Here is a 19,365-nt window from a genome sequence, read left to right as displayed (position 1 = left end):
TCCCCCGGCCCACTCCCCGAGCACGCCGCCCGGCGCCACCTCCTCGCCCGCCACCGCCGACGGGACGAAGTGCCAGGCACGCCCTTCGCCTCCGTCGGCGCCGCCCGGAAGCAGCCAGTCGCCGACTCCGGTGAGCGGGCGCAGGAGGCCGTCGTAGACGCCTCCGAGCAACCAGGGGCCCAGCCGCACCCGCAGCGGCCGGCCCGTCGGACGCGCCGGGTGCCCCGGCGTCAGCCCGCCGGTGTACTCGTACGCCTGCACGCTCGCCGTGTTCCCGGAGATGGCCACCACCTCGCCCGGCAGGTCGTCCCCACCGAGGAGCACCACGTCGTGCATGGCGACGCCCGCACCACAGGCCACCTCCACCAGCGGGCCGGTGACCCGCAGGATCCGCGGCGGCCCCGGCTCAGCCATCGGACCGTCCCTCGCCGTCGTCCGGCCGCCAGAGCGTCGCGGCCTCCGAACCGATCCGGTCGAGCGCCCGGCGGGCCAGCGCGGGCAGCCCGAAGTCCACCAGTCGTCCGGGGACCGTGGCGAGCAGGCCGCCGTCCGGGTGTGCGGTGATCCGGGCGTCCGGTCCGAGCAGGTCCCGGGTCCGCTCGGCCAGTGCTTCCGCCGCCGCGGGCTCGGCCAGGTACCGATCCCGGACACGGTCGGCGACCCGGCGGGAAAGTTCGGCATAGGCCTCGCCCTGGGCCGCCAGCTCACGGGCCCGGGCAGCACGGGTGGCCCGGGCGGTCTGCGCCGCGGCGACGGCCGTGCCCTCCTCCGCCCCCACCCGGGCCGCCCTGGCCAGAAGCTCGGCCGCCTCGGCACGGGCCGCGGCGAGGACGCCGTCGGCGTCACGGCAGGCGGCGGCGACCGTGTCCGCCGCGTCGGCCCGCGCGGCGCGCAGCAGTTCGGCCCGGACCGGGGCCAGCGCGTCGGTGTCGCCGGTCCCTCCCGTCACGGCAGGACCACCGTCAGGGGTTCGGGGGCCTCCAGCCTGGCCGGGCCGAGCGCCCGCGCCGCCGCCCGACCGACCAGGACAAGCGCCGTTCCCGGGGGGAGGGCCTCCCAGGCGGCCACCGCGTCGTCCGGCCGCTCGGCGACGAGCACGGTCACCCCGGCCAGGGCCAGCCCGGCCACCTCGGTCCGCTCGCCGATGGCGACCACGCCCCCCACCGTCAGGCCTTCCCGATCAGCAGCACGGCCACCACCAGCCCGTACACCGCGATGCCCTCGGCCAGGCCGACGATCACCATCGCCCGGCCGAAGAGCTCGGGCCGTTCGCTCAGTGCCGCGATCGCCGCGGCCCCGGTGTACGCGACGGCGATCGCCGCGCCGATCGAGGCACCGGCGACCGCGATGCTCGCCCCGATCAGGGCCGCCGAGCCGGACCCGGGAGCGCCCGCGGCGGCCGGCCCGGCCGCGCCGGCGGGGTCGGCCAGCACCGTCACCAGCAGGACGAGTGCGCCGGCCAGCACCGCCGCGTTGACGCCGAGCAGCCACCGCAGGACCGTCCGCCCCCGTCGGCGCGCCAGCAGACGGGCCGCACCGAGCACGGCGGCGAGGACGGGCAGCGCGGTCAGCCAGGTGATCACCGGGGCACCTCCGTGCGTCGGATGGGCACGTGCCAGGGACGGAACGGCCGACCCAGGTTCTGGAACACGCGGGAGAACAGCTCGTAGTACTCCAGACGCAGCGCCTGGATGCCGGCCACCAGCACCTCCAGCCCGAACGTCAGGACGGTGCCGACCGCGAAGAGCAGCGCGGCCGCCACCGGGCCCCACGCGCCGCGCCCGGCCAGGCCGAGGGTGCCGCGCCACACCACCTGTCCGAGCGCCGCGTGGGTGAGCCCGAAGGCCGCCAGCCGGGAGAACGAGACGGTGTTGGCGAAGAGCCTCAGGACGGCGTCGAAGAGCTCGACGGCCGTCTGCAGCGCACCGCCCGCCCCGCCCGCGCCGGCCCCGAACAGGCCCAGGCCGGCCAGAGCGAGCCCGGCCAGGAGGAGCACCGCCCCACCGGCCGCGAACCCGGGCGAGCGCAGGTGGATCCCGGCGCCGACGGCCCCCAGCCCCAGGAAGAGCGCCAGGCCCGCCACCCCGGACGTCGCGCACAGCGCCCTCGCCGGACCGCCCTCGCGCCACCGGTTCACCGCACCGGCCACATGGGCGAGGGCGAGCAGCAGCCCGCCCAGGGCGACGGCCGCCGCCAGCAGCCGCTCCGGCTGCTCCAGCGGCGCCAGCCACAGCACCGGCAGCCCTCCGGTCGGCCCGAAGAACTCGCCGAAGGCCACGCCGGCCAGCATGCTGCAGAGCCCCGCCCCGGCCAGGAACGGCCAGGCCGGGCGCAGCCGGGCCAGTCGCCGAGGACGGCCGGTCCGCAGGACCAGCGCGGCCAGCAACAGTAGCGCGCCGTGCCCGGCGTCCCCGAACATCAGGCCGAACATGACGACGTAGACGATCCCGGCCGGCCAGGTCGGGTCGAGGTCGTGGTACGGCGCCGTGCCGTAGGTGCGCACGAGGGGCGCGAAGGCCGTACGGAGCGCTCCTCCCTCGCGCAGCAGGGTGGGCGGATCGACGCCGCGCGGTGCGCGCAGGGGCACCAGGGCGCTGCCGGTGACGGCCAGCGCCTCCGTGAGCCGGGCGACCCGGTCCGCCGGGCACCACCCGGCGAGCGCGACCGCCTCGCCCCGGTGGACGGCGCTCGCGGCGCACTCCTCCACCTGGGCCTCGCCGGCGAGGAGGTCGAGTCGTGCTTCCCGTTCCAGCCGGTCGAGGTCCGGCGGGGTGTCCGACAGGGCCGCCGGCCGCCCCGGGGCGGAGGGCAGCCGGTGGAGGCGCCGGGCCGCCGGACCCGGGGCGGCGTCCTCGGTCCGGTCGACCTCCACGCACCCCGCGTCGGCGACCAGCAGGAGGGTCTCGCGCAGCGCGGCGCTCGGGGCGACGATCGCCACCCGCTGCATGCGCACCGGAGTCGCGGTCTCAGACCAGCGCATCCGCCGCCTCCGGTGTCGCTCCACCGCGCGCGGCCAGTTCCAGGGCGGCACGGACACGCCAGGCATCCGCGGACAGGACCGCGATCGCCCCCACGACCGGCGCGAGCGCGTAGTGCGCTCCGCGCAGGAGGTCGTGTCCCTCCCGGTCCAGCACCGTCCACCACCGGGTCTCGGCCCGCCACAGGTCGCCGGGGGCCTCGATTCCGTCCAGCGCCCACCGCGCGTCCGCCGCCAGTGCGCGGCGGAAGTCCTCGAACGACGCGGCGGCCACGGCCCGCGGCCCGAGCAGGCGCACGGCGTGCCGGCCGGCGTTCCCCGGCAGCGAACGGCCGTTGACGAACCGGGTGCGGGCCGTCAGCAGGGCGGCCCGGCCCTGGGCCCACCGACGGGCGGGGGGCACGGTGTCGGCCGCCCGGTGCGCGGCCGACATGCGCAGGGCCACCGCCACCGTCGCCGGATCGGCACCGCCGGGGTCTCCCCAGGCCGATGCCGCCAGTGCGGAGCGCAGTTCCTCCGGCGTGCGCGCGAGGGTGGCCCGGCGCCAGCCGATGGCGAGCGCGCCGAGCACGTACGGCCGACGCGGCGCCGGCCCCGCGAAGGAGCGCAGCAGGTCCTCGACGTTGGCGGTCTCGAAGCCCGCGGCGAGGGTCCGTACGGCCTGTGCCCCGCCCCGCGGCAGCCATCCCGCGAGCACCCGGAGGTGCCACAACAGGGTCGCGGAGACCGCCCGTTGGGCCTGCGCCAGGTCCGGTTCCGGCGGCAGGAACCGCCGGTAGGCGGTCGTGGCCAGCATTCTCAGGGCCTCACCGAGCCCGGCCGCCGCCGCGAGGTCCCGGCTGCCCGGGTGGCCGAGGGCGCGGGACAGCAGCCCGCGCGCCCTGGTCACTCCGCCGACCCAGCCGGCCGCCACCGGTTCCTCCCGGGCTCGTCCGCCGGAGTCAGCGCCAGCTCCGCCGCGCGTTCGACCAACGCGGGCATCCGCTCGTGGGCCCGGGCGCGGACCCGGGCGGCCACCTGCTCGGCCGCGACGGTCAGTTCGGCCGCCCTGGCCACCGCCACGCGCCCGGCCGAGGCGGCGGCCTCCGCACGGACCCGCGGCGCCCGGGCCTGGGCGAGTTCGACGATCCGCGCCGCGTTGCGGGCCGCCTCCTGCCGGATGCGTTCGGCCTCGGCCGCGGCCTCGGCCCGGACGGCCGCCGCCTCGGCCTGGGTCCGCGCGAGCCCGTCGAGCGGCGGCTCCAGCTCGGCGGCGAGTTCCGCGGCCCGGTCGGCGGGCACACCGGCCACGGGCGCCCCGGGCGTACCGCTGGGGCGGAACCGTGCCAGGAAGTCCCGGAACCGCACCATGCGAGCCCTCCAACCGATCGGGGCCCCTTCTCCAGCATCCGGCCGGCCCGGTGGCTTGTCGCCCCGGATTGGGCCGTCCGCCGGGCGGTTGGGGCCGACCGGCACCATCACCGGACGCGCGCCGGGCGAAGACTGGATGACGGGGACGCACTGGGAGGACGACACCATGAGCGAGCACGAGCAATTCTCCGCAGCGGCGGAAGCGCGCCGGTCCACCCCGGGCAAGGCCTGGACCCCCGAGGAACCCCACCGGCAGGACATGCTGCTGCGCTACCTCGGCGCCGTCGCGGACATCTCCGCCGCCCGGGCCCGGGAACCCGAACGACCGGCCCCGTCCGAGACCGTCGCCGTGCCGGACGAGCCCGGGCCGGCTCCGGTGCCCCGGGTACGCGACGTCATGGACACACCGGCGGTCTCGGTGCCGGGGGACCGGCCGTTCGTGGAGCTGGCCCGGACGCTGGCCCACGAGCACGTGGGCGCGGTGCCGGTGGTCGACGCGAAGGGCCACGTCATCGGCGTGGTCTCGGAGTCCGACCTGCTGGCGAAGGCGGCCGTCGAGGCGATGGAGCATCCTTCCGGCCCGGTCGGCCGGCTGCGTGACCGGGGTCTGCGCGAAAAGGCCCGGGGTGTGACGGCGGCGACCCTGATGACGGCGCCCGTCACCACCGTGCGGCCCGGTACGACCGTCGCCGACGCCGCCCTGATCGCGGCCCGCAGGCGGCTCAAGCGGATGCCGGTCGTCGACTGGAAGGGTCGCCTCGTGGGCGTCGTACGGCGGGCCGCGCTGCTGGCCGCCCTCGTCCGGGACGACGGGCGCATCCGGGAGGAGATCACGTCCCGGATCATCGCGGATGAGCTCCACCTCCCGCAGGGCTCGGTCGGGGTGACGGTCCGCAACGGCGTGGTGGACCTGACCGGCAGGCTGGACCGGGAGACCGTGGCCCGGCTCGTGGCGGAGGTCCGGAGGATCGACGACGTCACCGACGTGCTCGATCACCTGACCGCGGCCTGAACCCCCGGTCGGCCCTGGGTCGTGTCCCTCGTGGCAAGGGCACAGTGGAATCGGGCAGGACCGCCGGGGGCTCCGGCGGGAAGTGGCGGGATGCGCGGGTCCGCACCGTTGGGAAGGATCTTCGGCATACCGCTGCGGATCCACTGGAGCGCGCCCGTCCTGGTCCTCTTCTTCGGCGTCGGTCTGGGCGGACAGGCCCTCCCCGTGTGGGTTCCCGGCCGTTCCGGCACCGCCTACGGCCTCGCCGGTCTGGTCGGGTCGCTGCTGCTCACCGCGAGCCTGCTGCTGCACGAGACGGCCCATGCCGTCACCGCCCGGCGGGCCGGGATCCGGGTGGACGACATGACGGTCTTCGCGCTCGGCGGTGTCACCCGCATGGCGCGCCCACCGAGCCCCCGGCGCCAGGCCACCGTCGCCGGGATCGGACCGCTGAGCAGCCTGGTCCTCGGCGGGCTCTTCGTGGCCTCCGGGATCGGTGCGGAAGACGCGCTCGGCTGGTCACTGCCCGCGGCGGTGCTGCTGTGGGCCGGCTGGGCCAACCTGCTGCTCGGCGTGTTCAACCTGCTGCCCGCCGCACCCCTGGACGGCGGCCGCCTGCTGCTGGCCGCCGTCTGGTGGCGCAAGGGCGACCGCGAACAGGCCGAGCGCGTCGCCGGACGGGCCGGCCAGGTCGGCGGTCTCCTGCTCTGCGCCGTCGGCTGGGTCGAGTTCCTCCGGGGCGACGGGGCCGGGATCTGGCTCCTGTTCATCGGGTTCTTCATGTGGTCCTCCGCCCAGGCCGAGGTCCGCCGCGCCGCCCTGGTGACCGCGCTGCGGGGCACCCGGGTCGCCCAGGCGATGAGCTTCCCGGTGCCCACCGGGCCCGACTGGCTCACGCTCGACCGCTTCCTCGCCGAACCCGCCGCCCGCACCCGGTACCCAGTGGTCGTCCTGGTCGACCCCGCCGGCCGTGCGAGCGGACTCGTCGACCCGCGCCGCCTCGCGGCGGTCCCGCCCGGCCGTCGGGCCGGGCTCCGGATCCGCGACCTGGCCACCCCGCTCCCGGGGTGCCTGGTCGCCGCACCCGGGGACGATCTCGTGGACGTCCTGGACCGCGCGACGGCCCCACCGCCCATCCTCGTCCTGGACGACGGTAGGCCGATCGGCATCGTCACCGTCGAGGCCCTCGACCGGATCGCCCGCAACCGGAGGCCGACGACCACGGCGGAATGAGCCGCTCGACGGCCCCGGGGCGGGGCAGGGCCGAGCGGCCCTCCGCGGGGAGGCCGCCGGACCGTGGACGGCGGCCGGGGAACCGGGCACGGTGGACATGAGGGGGTTGGACACGAGGCCCGGGGACGGCTGCGGGGTCCTCGTCGCCCGCCTACTGCTTCCGTTCCGAGGAGCGTTCACATGACCACGGGAACAGAGACCGGCACCGAAGCCCTGCGGCGGCTGCTCACCGTCCCCGGCCCCATGGCGTCGGTCTACTTCGACCTCGATCCGCGCCCGGAGATGGCCCTGGACGCCGAGGCGCGCTGGCACGGGCTGTGCCGCCACCTCGCCCGCCAGGGAGCCGGGCCGGCGGACCTGGACGCCCTGACCCGGCGCTTCCTGTCCTCCCGGCCCGGCTCCGGCGTGCTCGCGGCCTTCGCCGCGGGCGGCGAGGTCGTGCATTCGGTGCTCCTACCGGGCTGCGAGCAGCGGGACCTGGCTCTCGTGGCGCCGCTGCCGCGCCTGCTGCCGCTGCTGGCCTGGCGCCAGGAGTACCCCGCCCACGTGGTCGCCGTCGTCGACCGCACCGGGGCGGACCTGCGGCTCTACCCCACCGGTGCCACGGAAGGCGTTGGCCGGACGGTGATCGGCGCGGACGACGAGATCGAGCGCAACCGGCCCGGCGGCCGGTCCCAGATGCGCTACCAGCACCGCGCCGAGGACTCCTGGGAACACAACGCCGCCACGGTCGCCGAAGCGCTGGGCACGGCGCTGGCCGAGGTGGACGCCCACGTCCTGATGCTGGCCGGCGACGTCCGCGCCCGTCAGTACCTCACCAAGCACCTGCCCGCCTGGGTCCACCACGAGGTGTCCATCCGGCCGGTCAGCGGCAGCCGCAGCCCGGACGGGGCCTGGCCGCAGCGGACGGCCCAGGTCAGGACGGAGACCCGCCGCGCCGGACTCGACGAGACCTCTGCCCTGTTGGTCCGACTCGACGGCGGCCGCTCACCCCTCGGCCCGACCGTCGAAGGCGTCTACGCGACCGTACGCGCGCTCGCCGACGGGGCCCTGCGAACCCTGCTGCTCTCCGACGGCCTCGTCGGCCACCGCACCGCCTGGTTCGGCCCCGGCCCCACCGACATCGCCGACCAGCCCGCCTCGCTGCCGGCGGACCTCTCCCCGGTGAAGCAGGCGGACCTCGCCGACATCGCCGTCCGGTCGGCACTCCTCACCGGCGCCGACGTTCGGGTCCTCCCGCCCGATACCCACGGCGCCCCCGCCCAGGGGATCGGCGGACTGACCCGCTACCGCTGACGTCCGCCCCGGCGCCCACCGGCCGCCGCCGCACCACTGACGTCCGCGCCGCCCGAACCCCGATCCGACCAACCGATCCGACCAACCCGATCCGACCAGGAGGAGCCCACAATGACGACACCCGACACCACCGGCACCCAGCCGGAGATCGCCCTCCACCCGCACGGCCGCGACGTCGAGAGCGCGGTCGAGCGCGTCGAACTGCTGGAGTCCCAGGTCCAGGCCCTCGGCCAGGCCATCCGCGCCATCATCCGGGGATTCGAGGAGATCCCCGACCAGGAGCCCGACCCCGAGCGCCCGGCCCGCGCCGCCCGCCTCGCGCACGAGCTCCTGCTCTCCCAGGGCCTGTAGGGGAGCCGACCGCTGCGGTCAGCGGCCTCGCACGATGACGACCGGGCACGGGGCGTGCTGGGCGCAGTGCTGGCTGACGGAGCCCAGCAACGCCCCGGAGAAGCCGCCCAGCCCACGACTGCCCACCACCAGCAGCACCACGTCGTCGGCCGCAGCGGCCCTCAGCAGCACATGGGCCGGGGTGCCTTCCTCCGTACGGGCGGTGATCTCCACCGGGGGCTCGGGGCCGACCGCCTTCGCGACGCTCTCGGCCAGGATCCCTTGCGCGACGTCCCCGAGCGACGGCTCCCCGGCCACCGGAACGGCGCCGCCCCACCCGGAGAACGGCGGTTCCCAGGCCATGACGGCCTCGACCGCGGAGCCGGTCAGCCCGGCCTCCCGCACCGCCCAGCGCAGTGCCCGCCTGGACTGCTCGGAGCCGTCCACCCCGGCGACGATCCGGTCTCGGGTCCGCCTGTCAGTCATGGTTCGTCCTTCCGGTCCGGCCCGAGGCGCACACACCCCGTGCCCGTTCCTCCGCCCGGGCCGGTGCGCGCTCCTTCCTCCGGCAGCATCGGCCGTCCTCGCGGGATCCGCACCCCGGCGACGTCCCCCGGAGCGGCAGACCCCCGCCATGGCGGAGGCGGCGCCGGGGACCACCGGTCTGCGGGGGAAGGTCCGACCGGCCCTGCTCCCCCGCCCTGCGGCGACGGACGATGGAAGTGGTCAAGGCTCCACGCAGAGCCGGTGACGGCACCGGCCGAAGCCGAGGAGGACCGTGCGATGAACCACTTCGAAACCCGACGTCCCGTGATCGTCGGCGTCAACCGCTCCGAGGCGAGCCGCTCCGCCGTGAGCTGGGCGGCGGACGAGGCCGCCTGGCGCCATCTGCCACTGCGCCTCGTGCACGCGCAGGAGTGGCCGACCGGTCAGCAGGAGGAAACGGGCCGCCCCTGGGAGATCGGCCTCCGGAGCGCCGGCGAGACCCTGCTGGACTCCGCCCGGCTGGCGGCCGTCGAACGACGGCCCGGGCTGGAGGTCACTCCCGTCCTGGCTGAAGGCCGCCCGGTCCGGGTGCTGCGCAAGGCGGCCGACGAGGCCGCGCAGCTCGTGCTCGGCATCCGCCGGCTGACCGAGGCGCACTCCGCGCTGCCGATCGGTTCCAAGGGCGCGTCCCTGGCCGGTCACCTGAAGTGCCCGCTGGTCCTCGTGCCCGAGCCCGCCGACGGTTCCTCCGCCCCCGGACCGGTCGTCCTCGGGGTGGACGGCTCGGACGCCTCCCGGGGCGCGATCGACTTCGCCTTCGAGGAGGCCTCGATCAGCGGCACCGAGGTCCTGGCCGTGGAGGTCCAGCGGCCGACCGGGATGGACCGGTCCTACGTGGTCGAGACGACCCTGCTGGACCTGTCCGAGTCCCTGGCCGGCTGGCAGGCGAAGTACCCGGACGTCCGGGTCCGCCGCGAGGTGCTCATCGGGGCCCCCGCCTCGGAACTGGCCGCCGCCTCGGCGCACGCCCGCTGCCTGGTCGTCGGCAGCCGGGGCCACGGCGGCTTCCGCGGCCTGCTGTTCGGCTCCACCGGCCGTGCCCTGGTGCACCGCTGCACCGTCCCGCTGGTGATCGTCCCGAGCGGCGCCCCGACCTGACCACGGAGGTCGTCATGAAGACCACGAACGAGGGCCGGGCGGAAGCCCACCCGGCCGACCCCGGCGACCTCGGCCGCCGGGTGGCCCACCGCCGTCACCGGCTCGGGCTCACCCGTGAACTGGTCGCCGAGCGCGGCGGATTGGACGCCGGGTTCGTCGAATACCTGGAGACCCACCCCGTCCCGGTCGGCGTCACCACCCTCACCCGGCTCGCCGACGCCCTCGACACCACGGTCTCCGACCTGCTCGGCGGCGGGCACGGGCTGCCTCCCGGACAGGCCCTCGCCAACGTCCGCGTACGGACCGAGGACGTGGGCCCGGCGGACTGCTGGGCCAAGCTCAGCCCCGGTGGCATCGGCCGAGTGATCCTCACGGCGCCGCGCGGGCTGGTGGCGCTGCCCGTCAACTACCGGGTCCTGGACGCCGCCATCCTCTACCGCACCGAAGCGGACGGCACCCTCGCACGGGCCGCGGGCAGTGAGGTCGCCTTCGAGGTCGACCAGCTCGACGAGGTGTTCGCCACCGGCTGGAGCGTGCTGGTGAACGGCACCGTCTCGATCGTCTCCGCCGAGGAGACCGTGCGCCTGCTCGGGCAGCACGCCGATCCCGGCCCGTGGGCGGGCGGCGCCCGGGACACCTGGATGCGCATCCGGCCCACCGCGATCAGCGGCCGCGTCATCCGCCCGGACGGTCCCCCGATCGTGGACTCCGGCTACCCGGTGCCCGAATGACGAACCTCCGTTGAGATCGGTTAATGCGGATCGGTTAATGCGCCGCCCCCTCGTGCTCATGCCCGTCCCCGTGCACGCAGAGCGCGTAGATCGCCAGGATGTCCAGCACGATGATCAGCACCGACCAGAGCGGGTAACTGGACACCACCCACATGTGCGAGAAGGCGTTGAGCGACAGCACGGCCACGCCGACCCAGCGCGCCAGCTGGCTGCCGGCGAGGATGCCGGCCGCGATCAGGGCCAGCAGGATCCCGAGCACCAGCAGGGTCCAGCCCCAGGCCCGCAGATCACCCACGACGATGTGGGCGCCGTCGACGAAGACGTGCGACCGGTTGATCCCCGCGATGCCGTTCAGGCCGTTGAAGAGCGCGAGGATGAACACCAGCACCCCGGCGAAGGTCACCATTCCGCTCGGACAGCCGTGGCGCTTCGCGGGCTTCTCGCTCACGCCGGTCGCCGAGGAGGCAGGAGACACCATGGGACACCTCCAGTGTGGTCTCGCCCGTCCCCCGGTTGACGGGCGACGGGGACTTCCGCTGAGTGACTCCTACTGATCAGCCTAGGACCGCACCCCGCGGGCGGCTCGGCGTACCCGGCCCGGTCGGCCTGTGGGGGTGCCTTGGCCCGCCCCGTCGCTGCTCAGCCCTGCCGCCGCCGGGGTCACACCGACGACTCCCCGCCGGACTCCGCCCGCCTGGCGCCCTTTTCCTCCTGCGTCCGCGCGGCAGGAGCGGCCGGGAGCTGCGCCTTCAACCGCTTCAGCTCGCGTTCCACGTCCTGGTCCGTGCTGATCCGCTCCAACTCGACCCGAACCTCGTCCGGGCCGACCTTGACGGTGGCGTCCTCCAGGGCACCGGAGGCCATCAGCTCGTCCAGCGCCGCCGCGCGGGCCCGCAGCTGCTCCGTCCGGTCCTGGGCCCGCAGCACAGCCGCACCGACGTCGCCCAGCACGTCCCCGACACCGGACACGGCCTCCCCGATCTGCGCCTCCGTCTCGGCCCTGGTGTACTCGGCCTTCAACACCTCCTTGCGCAGGCGGAAGTCCTCCACCCTCGCCTCCAGACGCTGCGTCGCGGCGGTGAGCTTCTCCTCCTCCGTCCGCAGCGTCGCGCGCTGCTCCTCCAGGCCGGCCACCTGGTTCTGCACACCCGCGCGCCGGGCCAGCGCCTCGCGGGCCAGGTCCTCCCGGGCAGCGGCCAACGCCTGCTGCGCCTGTTCCTCCAGCTTCCCGGCCGATGTGCGCAGTTGGTCGATCTGCAACTCGACCCGTTTGCGGCTAGTCGCCACGTCCGCCAGCCCCCGCCGCACCTTCTGCAGCAGTTCCAGCTGCTGGGTGTGGGCGTAGTCGAGCACCTCACGCGGGTCCTCGGCCCGGTCCAGCGCCTGGTTCGCCCTGATCCGGAACAACTCGGCGATCCGGCTCGCGATCCCGGCCATCGATCACCGCTCCTTCCCTCTCGAAGGCACGTGCCCGCGTCCGAGGGCCGCGCAAGAACACGGCCACCCGGGACTGCCCGCACGGCGCCGCCGCCCGAACCGGCGATCGCGAATGCGGCGGTACCTCCACCGTCCCTCCCCGGGTCCCGCCGCACAAACCGGACGAGCAGGAGGCCACGAGAGAATCAACCCACAGCGCGGGGGCTACGGCGTGTACGACGACGCCAGACGCTGTTCGAGCTGGTCAAGGTAGTCGTCGTAGCAGGCGACGACGTCGTCCAGGTCCACCATCGGCGGCAGGTCGACCAACGGCTGCCGCTCGGCCAGGAACTCCGCGGTCTCCTCCACCACACGACGCTCGTCGGTGGACTCGACATGCAGCTGCTCGGCAACCGTCTCGCTGGCCCTGAAGCGTGACTCGACCACCTCCTCACCGACGCGGGCCCGCAGCAGATACTCGTGATCGCCCAGCGGCTCGACCTCGAAGTGCTCCGACATGACCAACGTCCTCCCGCACGGCACGACTCGGCACCGGCCGGACGCCGCTGCCACGACATCCACGATTCCCGAGCCGTCGATGGAACGCGACACGAGCGCCCCACTCGCCCGCCCGAGAGGCCGCTGAACGGTCCCGCCGGCCTCCGCCCGGTCCGAGCACCGGTCGGCCGGACACGGCCGACCGCCTCATCCGGGTAGGCCGACCGGCCCTGCCCACGACCTCCCCCGCAGCAGACCATGAGAGCGGAGGAGGCCCGAATGCACGAGATGATCGCACGCAATCGTTTCCCGACGCGCCATCCGACCGGTCAGGACGAACCCGGGCCCCCGCCCGACCCGCCGAAGCCCGCGCAACCGCCGGAAACGGATTGGCGGCGATGGCTCCTACCGGCCGTCCTGGCTCTCACCGTGCTCTTCCTGGTCCTGTCCCGGAGCCCGTCCGGGACGGGAACGCGATACACCTACAGTGACTTCGTCGGCAGGGTGGACACGGGCCAGGTCAAGACCGTCGAGATCACCGACAAGGGCGCGATCAGCGGGACCCTGAAGGACGGCGCGAAGTTCACCACCCAGCTACCGACCGCGCTGGACAACAGCGGGCTCACCCAGGAGTTGCGGTCCCAGCACGTCGAGATCGACGCGACCGCTCCCAGTAGCGGCTCACCGCTGTCCGCCCTCCTCCTCTTCCTGCCACTGATCGTCCTCGTCGGGTTCTTCCTCTGGTCGGGGCGGATGGCGACGAAAGCGATGAGCGGCGGTCTCAGCACGGTCGGACGGTCCCGGGCGAAGATCATCGAGGCGGAGCGGCCGGCCACCCGGTTCGCCGACATCGCCGGCTACGAGGGAGTGAAGCAGGAGGTCAGCGAGGTCGTCGACTTCCTGCGCAGCCCCGGTCGGTACGCCGCCGCCGGTGCCAAGGGGCCGCGGGGTGTGATCATGGTCGGCCCTCCGGGGACCGGGAAGACCCTGCTCGCCCGCGCGGTCGCCGGTGAGGCCGAGGTCCCGTTCCTGTCGATGACCGGATCGGCGTTCGTGGAGATGTTCGTGGGCGTCGGTGCCTCGCGGGTCCGTGACCTGTTCGAGGAGGCACGCAAACGCGCACCCTCGATCATCTTCATCGACGAGATCGACGCCGTCGGCGCCCGGCGCGGCGGCGGTGCACGGCTCGGCGGGAACGACGAACGGGAGCAGACCCTCAACCAGTTGCTCTCCGAGATGGACGGCTTCGACCAGAGCACGGGCATCGTCGTACTGGCCGCGACCAACCGCCCCGACGCCCTCGACCCGGCCCTGTTGCGCCCGGGCCGCTTCGACCGGCAGGTGACCGTCCCGCTGCCGAACCAGGGCGAGCGGGCGGCGATCCTCTCCGTCCACGTGCGCGGCAAGACCCTGGCCCCCGACGTCGACCTGGAGCGCGTCGCCCGCGGCACTCCGGGGTTCTCCGGAGCGGACCTGGCCAACCTGGTCAACGAGGCCGCCATCAACGCCGTGCGCGCCGAGCGCGCCATCATCACCGCCGCCGACCTCGACGACGCCCGAGACCGGGTACTGCTCGGGCGCAGGGAATCCTCCAACGCCCTGCTCCCGGAGGAGCGCCGTGCGGTCGCCGTGCACGAGTCCGGGCACGCGCTCATGGCCGCCCTGTGCGAGCACGCGGACCCGGTCGCCAAGGTGACCATCCTGCCGGCCGGCATGACGCTCGGCTCGACCGAGCAACTCCCCGTGGCCGAGCGGCGCTTGTACACCCAGGGCTATCTGGAGGATCTGCTCGCCGTCCAACTCGGCGGCCGGGCCGCGGAGCTGCTCGTCTTCGGCGAGGGTTCCAGCGGCGCGGCCAATGACCTCAACAACGCCACCACGGTCGCCACCCGCATGGTGCGCGAGTTCGGTCTGTCCTCCGCCCTGGGGCCTGTGGGGTACGCGGCCGGCACCGCCCAGTACCTCGGCGAGAACCCGGAGGACCGGCTGCTCCGTCCGTACTCCGAACAGACCCAGCGGACGGTCGACGAAGAGGTGGCAAGACTGCTCCGGCAGGCCGAGGAACGGGCCCTCGACCTGCTGCGCGGCCACCGCCGCCAGCTGGACGAACTGGCCGAACTCCTCATCGTGGAGGAGACGGTGGACGGGAAGGTCGTGCTCGCCATCCTCCGCGGAACGCCGCCACCCCTGGCCCCCCGACAGCCGCTGGAACACACCCCACAGGAACACGCCCCGGTTCCGCAGCCGGACGCAGTCACCCCCGCCCACCGCACCGGCGACGGGAGCGCGCTCCGGATCGCGCGATCCTGGCCGGAGCGCCAGTATGGACGGCATCCGGGTGAGTGAGGAGGGTAGGGATGACTGGCGACCTGCCGCACGACCGCCTGCACCGGCACCAGGCGGTGCCCGCGGTGACAACGACCACCGGGCCACCGCCATGAGCGCCGCCGAGGTACCGGGTAAGCCTGCGGCGGGGGGCGGCGGGAGCAGTTCGCCGCCCGGGGTCGCGCCCCCGATTCTCACCCTCACGCTGAACCCCACGGTCGACATCTGCTGCGACATCGACCGCCTCGTGGAGATCGGCAAGACCCGCGCCCGGGTCAGGTACGTGGCCGCCGGTGGCGGAGGGATCAACGTCGCCCGCGGCGTGGCGCGGTTCGGGGGGCGGGCGACCGCCGTCCACACCGCGGGCCGGGAGATCGGCCAGCGCCTGAACCGGCTGCTGGACGAGGAGGGCATCGACCACCTCGCCCTCGGGATCGCGGGTGAAACCCGCGAAGCGTTCGTGCTGTTCGAGAGCACGTCACGCCACAGCTACCACATCGTGCCGAACGGCCCGCGACTCGACGACGACGAGGGACGGCGCTGTCTGGACCTGCTGGAACGGGCAGCGGGCGCTCACCGGTACGTCGTGGCCAGCGGCAGTCTCCCCGGCGGCCTGAGCGACGACTACTACACCGCCGTCGCCCGCCGGGTCAGGGAAGCCGGCTCCAGACTGCTGCTCGACACCTCGGGACCGGCCCTGCGTGAGTCACTGCACGAGGCCGTCTTCCTGCGCAGGTGCAACCGCAGCGAGGCCTCCTACCTCGTCGGCCACGCGGTGCGGAGCTTCGACGACGCCCGCGCCGTCAACGAGCGGCTGCTCGCCTCCGGAGCAACCGAGATCGCCGTCACCACCCTCGGAGAGCTCGGCGCGCTGTACTCGACCGGTCGGGGGCACATGGAGTTGCATGCTCCGCCACCGCCCGGCGAGCCCCTCAGCGACGCCGGGGCCGGGGACGGCATGATCGCCGCAATCGTCACCCGGTTGGCGGAAGGCGACGATCCCGTCGACGCCTGCGCGCTCGGGGTGGCCGCAGCCGCCGCATCGATGCTCACCCCCGGCACCGAACCATGCGATCGGGAGGTGGCCGAGTCCCTCCGTCCCGCGGTGCGGATCACCCGGCTCGGAGGCTGAAGCCCCCGCTCGCCGGGGCTCGTCGGCGCCGACGCAGGAGGTGGAGGCTGAGGGCCGCGCAGAAGAGGGAGACGAGCAGGACCTGGACACGCTCGGGAACGCCGATCACCCGTGAGCCGGTCAGCACCATCACGATCTCCCCGAGCCCCAGGGTCCCCACCGCGAGCCCGGCCGCCAAGGTGAACAGGCCGAGCCGGTGGTGGCCCGGCGAACGGAGCAGCACGGCGCCGAAGAGTACGGCGGCGATCACTGCGGCCGTGAACTCCGACAGGCTGGTCAGCGTGTGCGTCTGGGCGAGCTGCGCCGTGAGGGAACTCCGGTCCAGGCCACGGCAGACCGGGTCGGCCGACGGCGCGCAGGGCATCGGCCACACGCCGTCGGCGGCCGATCCCAGCCCGGTGACCACGAGGGCGAGCACGGCGGCCACCGCCGACCGGCTCCCACGGACGCACGAGGCCGCGAGGCCCGCCGCGAGGACGACCAGGCCCACCCCGCCGATCACGTCGCCCACGCGGAACACCAGGGCCCCGGGCTGGCCCGTCACGGACAGCTCGCTGACGTAGGACCGGATCACGCTCAACCGCGATCCCACCACCCACTGCAGCGGGAACGAACTGTAGGCGGCGGACGCGAGCAGCCCCACCGCCGCGGCCACCGTCACCCAGGGACCGCCCCGGGCACACGGGGCCCTCTCCCGCAGCAACGGCCCGCCCACGATCGCGGCTCCCATCCAGCACGCTCGCCCAATACTCACCACCCTAGGGCGTGAACGGTCAGAGCCCCTGGTCCACGCGGGAGAGGTGTCCGGCTTCAACGGCGCGACCGGGTTCCGCAACAGCCTGACGGTGGTCGCGGTGCCGCTCGGCCCGCCGGCTGACGGCCTGATGCTGAAGGCCTGATGCAAACGGCCGCCGGACGCCCCGACACCGTGTCGGCGGAAAGGTGTCGCAGGCCGCTGGGGGGTACCTTCGGCCTCAAGGACTGCCGCTCCGCGCCGGCGAGACCGACGAAGCGCCGACGAATGACCGCCGCACGGCTGACTGCCAGGTCTCCGGCCCCTCGGCAGCGGTCCGTCCGCTCGTCGCGGCGGCACCCGACCTCGCGAAGGGAATCGTGTTCATGAAGTACACAGGCGCAGGTTCCGCCGAACCCCGGTCGGCCCACCCCGGGGACGTCGGGCGGCGTGTGGCCCGACACCGGCAGCTGCTCGGCCTCAGCCGCCAGGACCTGGCCGACCGGGCGGGCATGGCCCCGGGCTACGTGGAATACGTCGAGACATCGGCCGAAGCCGTCGACACCGTCACCCTGACCCGCCTGGCCGCCGCACTCGGCACGTCCGCCCGGGAACTGCTGGGCGGCAGAGCGGACGCTCCGCCCGGACGGGCACCCTCTGCGGCGCATCCCGTCCTGGAGGAACTGCCGGAAGAGGAGTGCTGGGCGAGGCTCGCGCCCGGCGGGATCGGCCGGGTGGCCCTGTCGACCGACAGCGGACCCGTCGTGCTGCCGGTCAACTACCGCATCCACGACGGCGCCGTGGTCTACCGGACCGGCGTCGGCAGCACCCCGGCGAGCGCCGCTGGCAACAGGGTCGCCTTCGAAGTGGACCACATCGACGAGGCGCTGCGCACCGGCTGGAGCATCCTGGTCTCGGGCACGGCGGTCCGCGTCGACGACCAGGTGGCCGTCGAGCAGTTGACGCGCCAGGGCGACCCCGACCCGTGGGCCGGAGGTGAACGCGACGTGTGGATCGCCATCGCACCGTCCGCCGTCACCGGCCGGACCATCAGCATTCCCCCCGCAGCGCCACCTGAGGACGGGCCCGGACACTCAGGAGCATGAGAGGAAGACCGCTGTCAGAGACCGCATCGCCATCGAGGGCACACGACCCGGCCGAGCGGCGTTGTTCGGAACCGATGTCGACGGCCGGGCTGAGCGGCCGGAGGGGTGTCGGCGAACCCCCGACGGCGACCTCCACCACCTGATCCGGGCAATTCCGGCGTAGGGAGCCCACCTTGCGGTTCCTTCGTGGAGAAGGGGGCGCCCCGTGCCGGTTCACCCGGCGTCCGGGTAGCGGAGGAGGGCTCCCAGGCCGTCCGGGAGGGGCAGGTCGTCACGGGGGACGACGACGAGTTCCGCGCCGGTGCCGACGACGGCGCGGATGAGCGCGGCGTCGGCCGCTTCCTCCCAGCCCGCCTCAACCCCGAGGCCTCTCAACTCCGCCTGGTTGGCGGCGATCTGCTTCGGCGCCATGCCGACCCAGAGCCGCTGGTTCAGGTCGAACGGGTCGTTGATCAGGACGGCCTCGGCCTGGGCGCGGCGCAGCGCGGTGACCGTGTCCGCGAGTCCCTTGGTGGTGCCGCTACCGCGAGCGCGTCGGGTCAGGAACCGTTCGACGCAGGCCTGGTCACGGGCGGACAGCCGCCCGCGGAAGAGGTAGCGGAGTTCCTCCTCCAGCAAGGCGCGTTCGGGTTCCGTGCCCCGGCCGGTGCTGTCGATGGCGATGACCCGCGGACGCAGGCGTCTGGGCAGTTCACGGGCGATGGTGTTACGGGCCCGGTGGTCGCCGGACAGCACGATCGCCTCGGCTTCGTCACGGTCGGCCAGGTCGGCGATCTGGCCGGCGACCTCGGTGGCGGCCTGCCGCCACTCTCCCCCGGCCTTCGGGCGGGGGGATCCCCATGCCGGGACCTGCCGCCGGGTGCGGTGTCCGGGCGCCACGCGGGCGGTGGGCCAGCGCCCGGCCTGGACGGTGACCTCGACCTCGGCCTCCGCCGTACGGGAACCCGGCGGCTGGGCGATCCGGTGCACGACTGCGGCCACGTACGGGATGTCCGGGGCGTGTTGGAGGGCGAGCGGCATCGCGTCGGGGACCATCGCGAGCCGAGCGGTGTCTCCGGGTGGCGGGTCGGGCAGTTCCTCTGCGAGGGCGAGGCGCCCGTGGGCGGCGAAGATCGCCTGGCCGTGTCGGCCGGGAAGGTCGCGGTCGGTGCCGACGACCCGGGCGATGGCCCCGGTGGTGGCCGTGTCGGCTCCCTGGGCAGCGAGTTGGTCCTCCAGGTGGCGGCGGCGCAGGTCGATGGAGCGGTCGGGGTCGTCAAGATCGCGCGAGGTGTCGATGTAGGCACAGGCGTAGGGACCCTGCCGCGCGTACAGCGGGCCCAGAAAGGTCAGTCTCATGTCGGTTCCCCAGTGCTCGGACTCCTTGGGAGAGCAGGAGTTCGTGGGCGAGGCGGGCCGTACGGGCGGGGCGTTCGGGGTCACGGCCGCAGCCGCTGGTGGGGGCTGCGGTGCCGGATCCTGGGCCGTGATCGGCTCCTGTCGGTACGTGGGTGGGGGCTATGCGGCGGGTGTGATCAGGCCGTAGTGACCGTCGTAGCGGCGGTAGAGGACGTTGCCGCGGCCGGTGGACGTGTCCGTGTAGAAGACGAACGGCTGGTCGAAG

Annotated in this window: 22 protein-coding genes and 1 pseudogene; 9 read left to right on the top strand and 14 right to left on the bottom strand. The window is 74.4% G+C overall.

Features of this window, described 5'->3' with window-relative positions; translation table 11 throughout:
• The 7 genes and pseudogenes from J0670_RS08185 to J0670_RS08155 form a co-directional block, all read right to left on the bottom strand.
• A pseudogene (locus J0670_RS08185) lies at positions 1-414 on the bottom strand (ATPase); the annotation flags it as partial.
• A complete protein-coding gene (locus J0670_RS08180) occupies positions 407-949 on the bottom strand; it encodes a hypothetical protein (RefSeq protein ID WP_207810731.1) in 543 nt (180 codons plus the stop codon). The pseudogene J0670_RS08185 and the gene J0670_RS08180, both read right to left, overlap by 8 nt.
• Positions 946-1,155, bottom strand: a complete 210-nt coding sequence (locus J0670_RS08175; RefSeq protein WP_243436707.1) for a hypothetical protein — start codon at positions 1,153-1,155, stop codon at positions 946-948. Before J0670_RS08175 ends, J0670_RS08180 begins: the two co-directional genes overlap by 4 nt.
• 11 nt (positions 1,156-1,166) lie before the next feature.
• The gene (locus J0670_RS08170) at positions 1,167-1,583 is read right to left on the bottom strand and encodes an ATP synthase subunit C (protein ID WP_207810727.1); all 417 of its coding nucleotides are present in this window, start codon (positions 1,581-1,583) and stop codon (positions 1,167-1,169) included.
• The gene (locus J0670_RS08165) at positions 1,580-2,980 is read right to left on the bottom strand and encodes a V-type ATPase 116kDa subunit family protein (RefSeq protein WP_207810726.1); all 1,401 of its coding nucleotides are present in this window, start codon (positions 2,978-2,980) and stop codon (positions 1,580-1,582) included. The genes J0670_RS08170 and J0670_RS08165 overlap by 4 nt, the downstream gene beginning before the upstream one ends.
• Positions 2,967-3,890 carry a hypothetical protein gene (locus J0670_RS08160; protein WP_207810725.1) on the bottom strand — a complete coding sequence of 308 codons (924 nt, stop codon included), beginning with the start codon at positions 3,888-3,890 and terminating at the stop codon, positions 2,967-2,969. Before J0670_RS08160 ends, J0670_RS08165 begins: the two co-directional genes overlap by 14 nt.
• Complete coding sequence (locus tag J0670_RS08155) at positions 3,863-4,327, bottom strand: hypothetical protein (RefSeq protein WP_207810724.1); 465 nt, start codon at positions 4,325-4,327, stop codon at positions 3,863-3,865. The genes J0670_RS08160 and J0670_RS08155 overlap by 28 nt, the downstream gene beginning before the upstream one ends.
• Positions 4,328-4,493: 166 nt before the next feature.
• On the opposite strand from J0670_RS08155, the gene J0670_RS08150 reads away from it, so the two are divergent.
• The 4 genes from J0670_RS08150 (at position 4,494) to J0670_RS08135 (ending at position 8,198) form a co-directional block, all read left to right on the top strand.
• Positions 4,494-5,339: a CBS domain-containing protein gene (locus J0670_RS08150; RefSeq protein ID WP_207810723.1), complete on the top strand. Its 846-nt coding sequence runs from the start codon at positions 4,494-4,496 to the stop codon at positions 5,337-5,339.
• Positions 5,340-5,447: 108 nt separating this feature from the next.
• Positions 5,448-6,551: a site-2 protease family protein gene (locus J0670_RS08145; RefSeq protein WP_307806438.1), complete on the top strand. Its 1,104-nt coding sequence runs from the start codon at positions 5,448-5,450 to the stop codon at positions 6,549-6,551.
• Between the two features lie 180 nt (positions 6,552-6,731).
• On the top strand, positions 6,732-7,847 hold the full coding sequence (locus J0670_RS08140; RefSeq protein ID WP_207810721.1) for a Vms1/Ankzf1 family peptidyl-tRNA hydrolase: 1,116 nt from the start codon (positions 6,732-6,734) through the stop codon (positions 7,845-7,847).
• Between the two features lie 111 nt (positions 7,848-7,958).
• Entirely contained in the window at positions 7,959-8,198 is a 240-nt protein-coding gene (locus J0670_RS08135; protein ID WP_207810720.1) for a hypothetical protein, read from the top strand.
• 18 nt (positions 8,199-8,216) lie between these two features.
• Here the strand turns inward: J0670_RS08135 and J0670_RS08130 are convergent, their stop codons facing one another.
• Positions 8,217-8,663: a universal stress protein gene (locus J0670_RS08130; RefSeq protein ID WP_207810719.1), complete on the bottom strand. Its 447-nt coding sequence runs from the start codon at positions 8,661-8,663 to the stop codon at positions 8,217-8,219.
• A gap of 297 nt (positions 8,664-8,960) precedes the next feature.
• On the opposite strand from J0670_RS08130, the gene J0670_RS08125 reads away from it, so the two are divergent.
• Positions 8,961-9,821: a universal stress protein gene (locus J0670_RS08125; protein WP_207810718.1), complete on the top strand. Its 861-nt coding sequence runs from the start codon at positions 8,961-8,963 to the stop codon at positions 9,819-9,821.
• Positions 9,822-9,835: 14 nt separating this feature from the next.
• Positions 9,836-10,552 carry a pyridoxamine 5'-phosphate oxidase family protein gene (locus tag J0670_RS08120; RefSeq protein WP_207810717.1) on the top strand — a complete coding sequence of 239 codons (717 nt, stop codon included), beginning with the start codon at positions 9,836-9,838 and terminating at the stop codon, positions 10,550-10,552.
• A 34-nt stretch (positions 10,553-10,586) separates the two neighbouring features.
• Here the strand turns inward: J0670_RS08120 and J0670_RS08115 are convergent, their stop codons facing one another.
• The 3 genes from J0670_RS08115 to J0670_RS08105 form a co-directional block, all read right to left on the bottom strand.
• Positions 10,587-11,030, bottom strand: coding sequence for a hypothetical protein (locus J0670_RS08115; protein ID WP_207810716.1), 444 nt, complete (start codon positions 11,028-11,030; stop codon positions 10,587-10,589).
• 182 nt (positions 11,031-11,212) lie between these two features.
• On the bottom strand, positions 11,213-11,989 hold the full coding sequence (locus J0670_RS08110) for a PspA/IM30 family protein (RefSeq protein ID WP_207810715.1): 777 nt from the start codon (positions 11,987-11,989) through the stop codon (positions 11,213-11,215).
• Between the two features lie 204 nt (positions 11,990-12,193).
• Complete coding sequence (locus J0670_RS08105; protein ID WP_207810714.1) at positions 12,194-12,487, bottom strand: hypothetical protein; 294 nt, start codon at positions 12,485-12,487, stop codon at positions 12,194-12,196.
• Between the two features lie 237 nt (positions 12,488-12,724).
• On the opposite strand from J0670_RS08105, the gene ftsH reads away from it, so the two are divergent.
• Positions 12,725-14,812: an ATP-dependent zinc metalloprotease FtsH gene (gene ftsH, locus J0670_RS08100; protein WP_307806437.1), complete on the top strand. Its 2,088-nt coding sequence runs from the start codon at positions 12,725-12,727 to the stop codon at positions 14,810-14,812.
• A gap of 91 nt (positions 14,813-14,903) precedes the next feature.
• On the top strand, positions 14,904-15,923 hold the full coding sequence (locus J0670_RS08095; RefSeq protein WP_207810713.1) for a 1-phosphofructokinase family hexose kinase: 1,020 nt from the start codon (positions 14,904-14,906) through the stop codon (positions 15,921-15,923).
• Here J0670_RS08095 and J0670_RS08090 read toward each other — a convergent pair.
• Positions 15,904-16,584: a DUF998 domain-containing protein gene (locus J0670_RS08090; RefSeq protein ID WP_207810712.1), complete on the bottom strand. Its 681-nt coding sequence runs from the start codon at positions 16,582-16,584 to the stop codon at positions 15,904-15,906. The genes J0670_RS08095 and J0670_RS08090 overlap by 20 nt on opposite strands.
• 458 nt (positions 16,585-17,042) lie before the next feature.
• Between J0670_RS08090 and J0670_RS08085 the strand changes: the two genes are divergently transcribed.
• On the top strand, positions 17,043-17,762 hold the full coding sequence (locus J0670_RS08085) for a pyridoxamine 5'-phosphate oxidase family protein (protein ID WP_207810711.1): 720 nt from the start codon (positions 17,043-17,045) through the stop codon (positions 17,760-17,762).
• A gap of 213 nt (positions 17,763-17,975) precedes the next feature.
• Here the strand turns inward: J0670_RS08085 and J0670_RS08080 are convergent, their stop codons facing one another.
• Together J0670_RS08080 and J0670_RS40510 are read right to left on the bottom strand one after the other, a co-directional pair.
• Entirely contained in the window at positions 17,976-19,100 is a 1,125-nt protein-coding gene (locus J0670_RS08080; protein ID WP_207810710.1) for a hypothetical protein, read from the bottom strand.
• A gap of 159 nt (positions 19,101-19,259) precedes the next feature.
• Positions 19,260-19,365: sigma 54 modulation/S30EA ribosomal C-terminal domain-containing protein (locus tag J0670_RS40510; RefSeq protein WP_207810728.1), on the bottom strand; the 106-nt coding region annotated here is incomplete at its 5' end.

Origin of the sequence: Streptomyces sp. FH025 (assembly GCF_017427025.1) — a bacterium.
GTDB lineage: Bacteria > Actinomycetota > Actinomycetes > Streptomycetales > Streptomycetaceae > Kitasatospora.
Note: the sequence above shows the minus strand (reverse complement) of the source record. Positions and strands in the feature narration are given on the sequence as shown.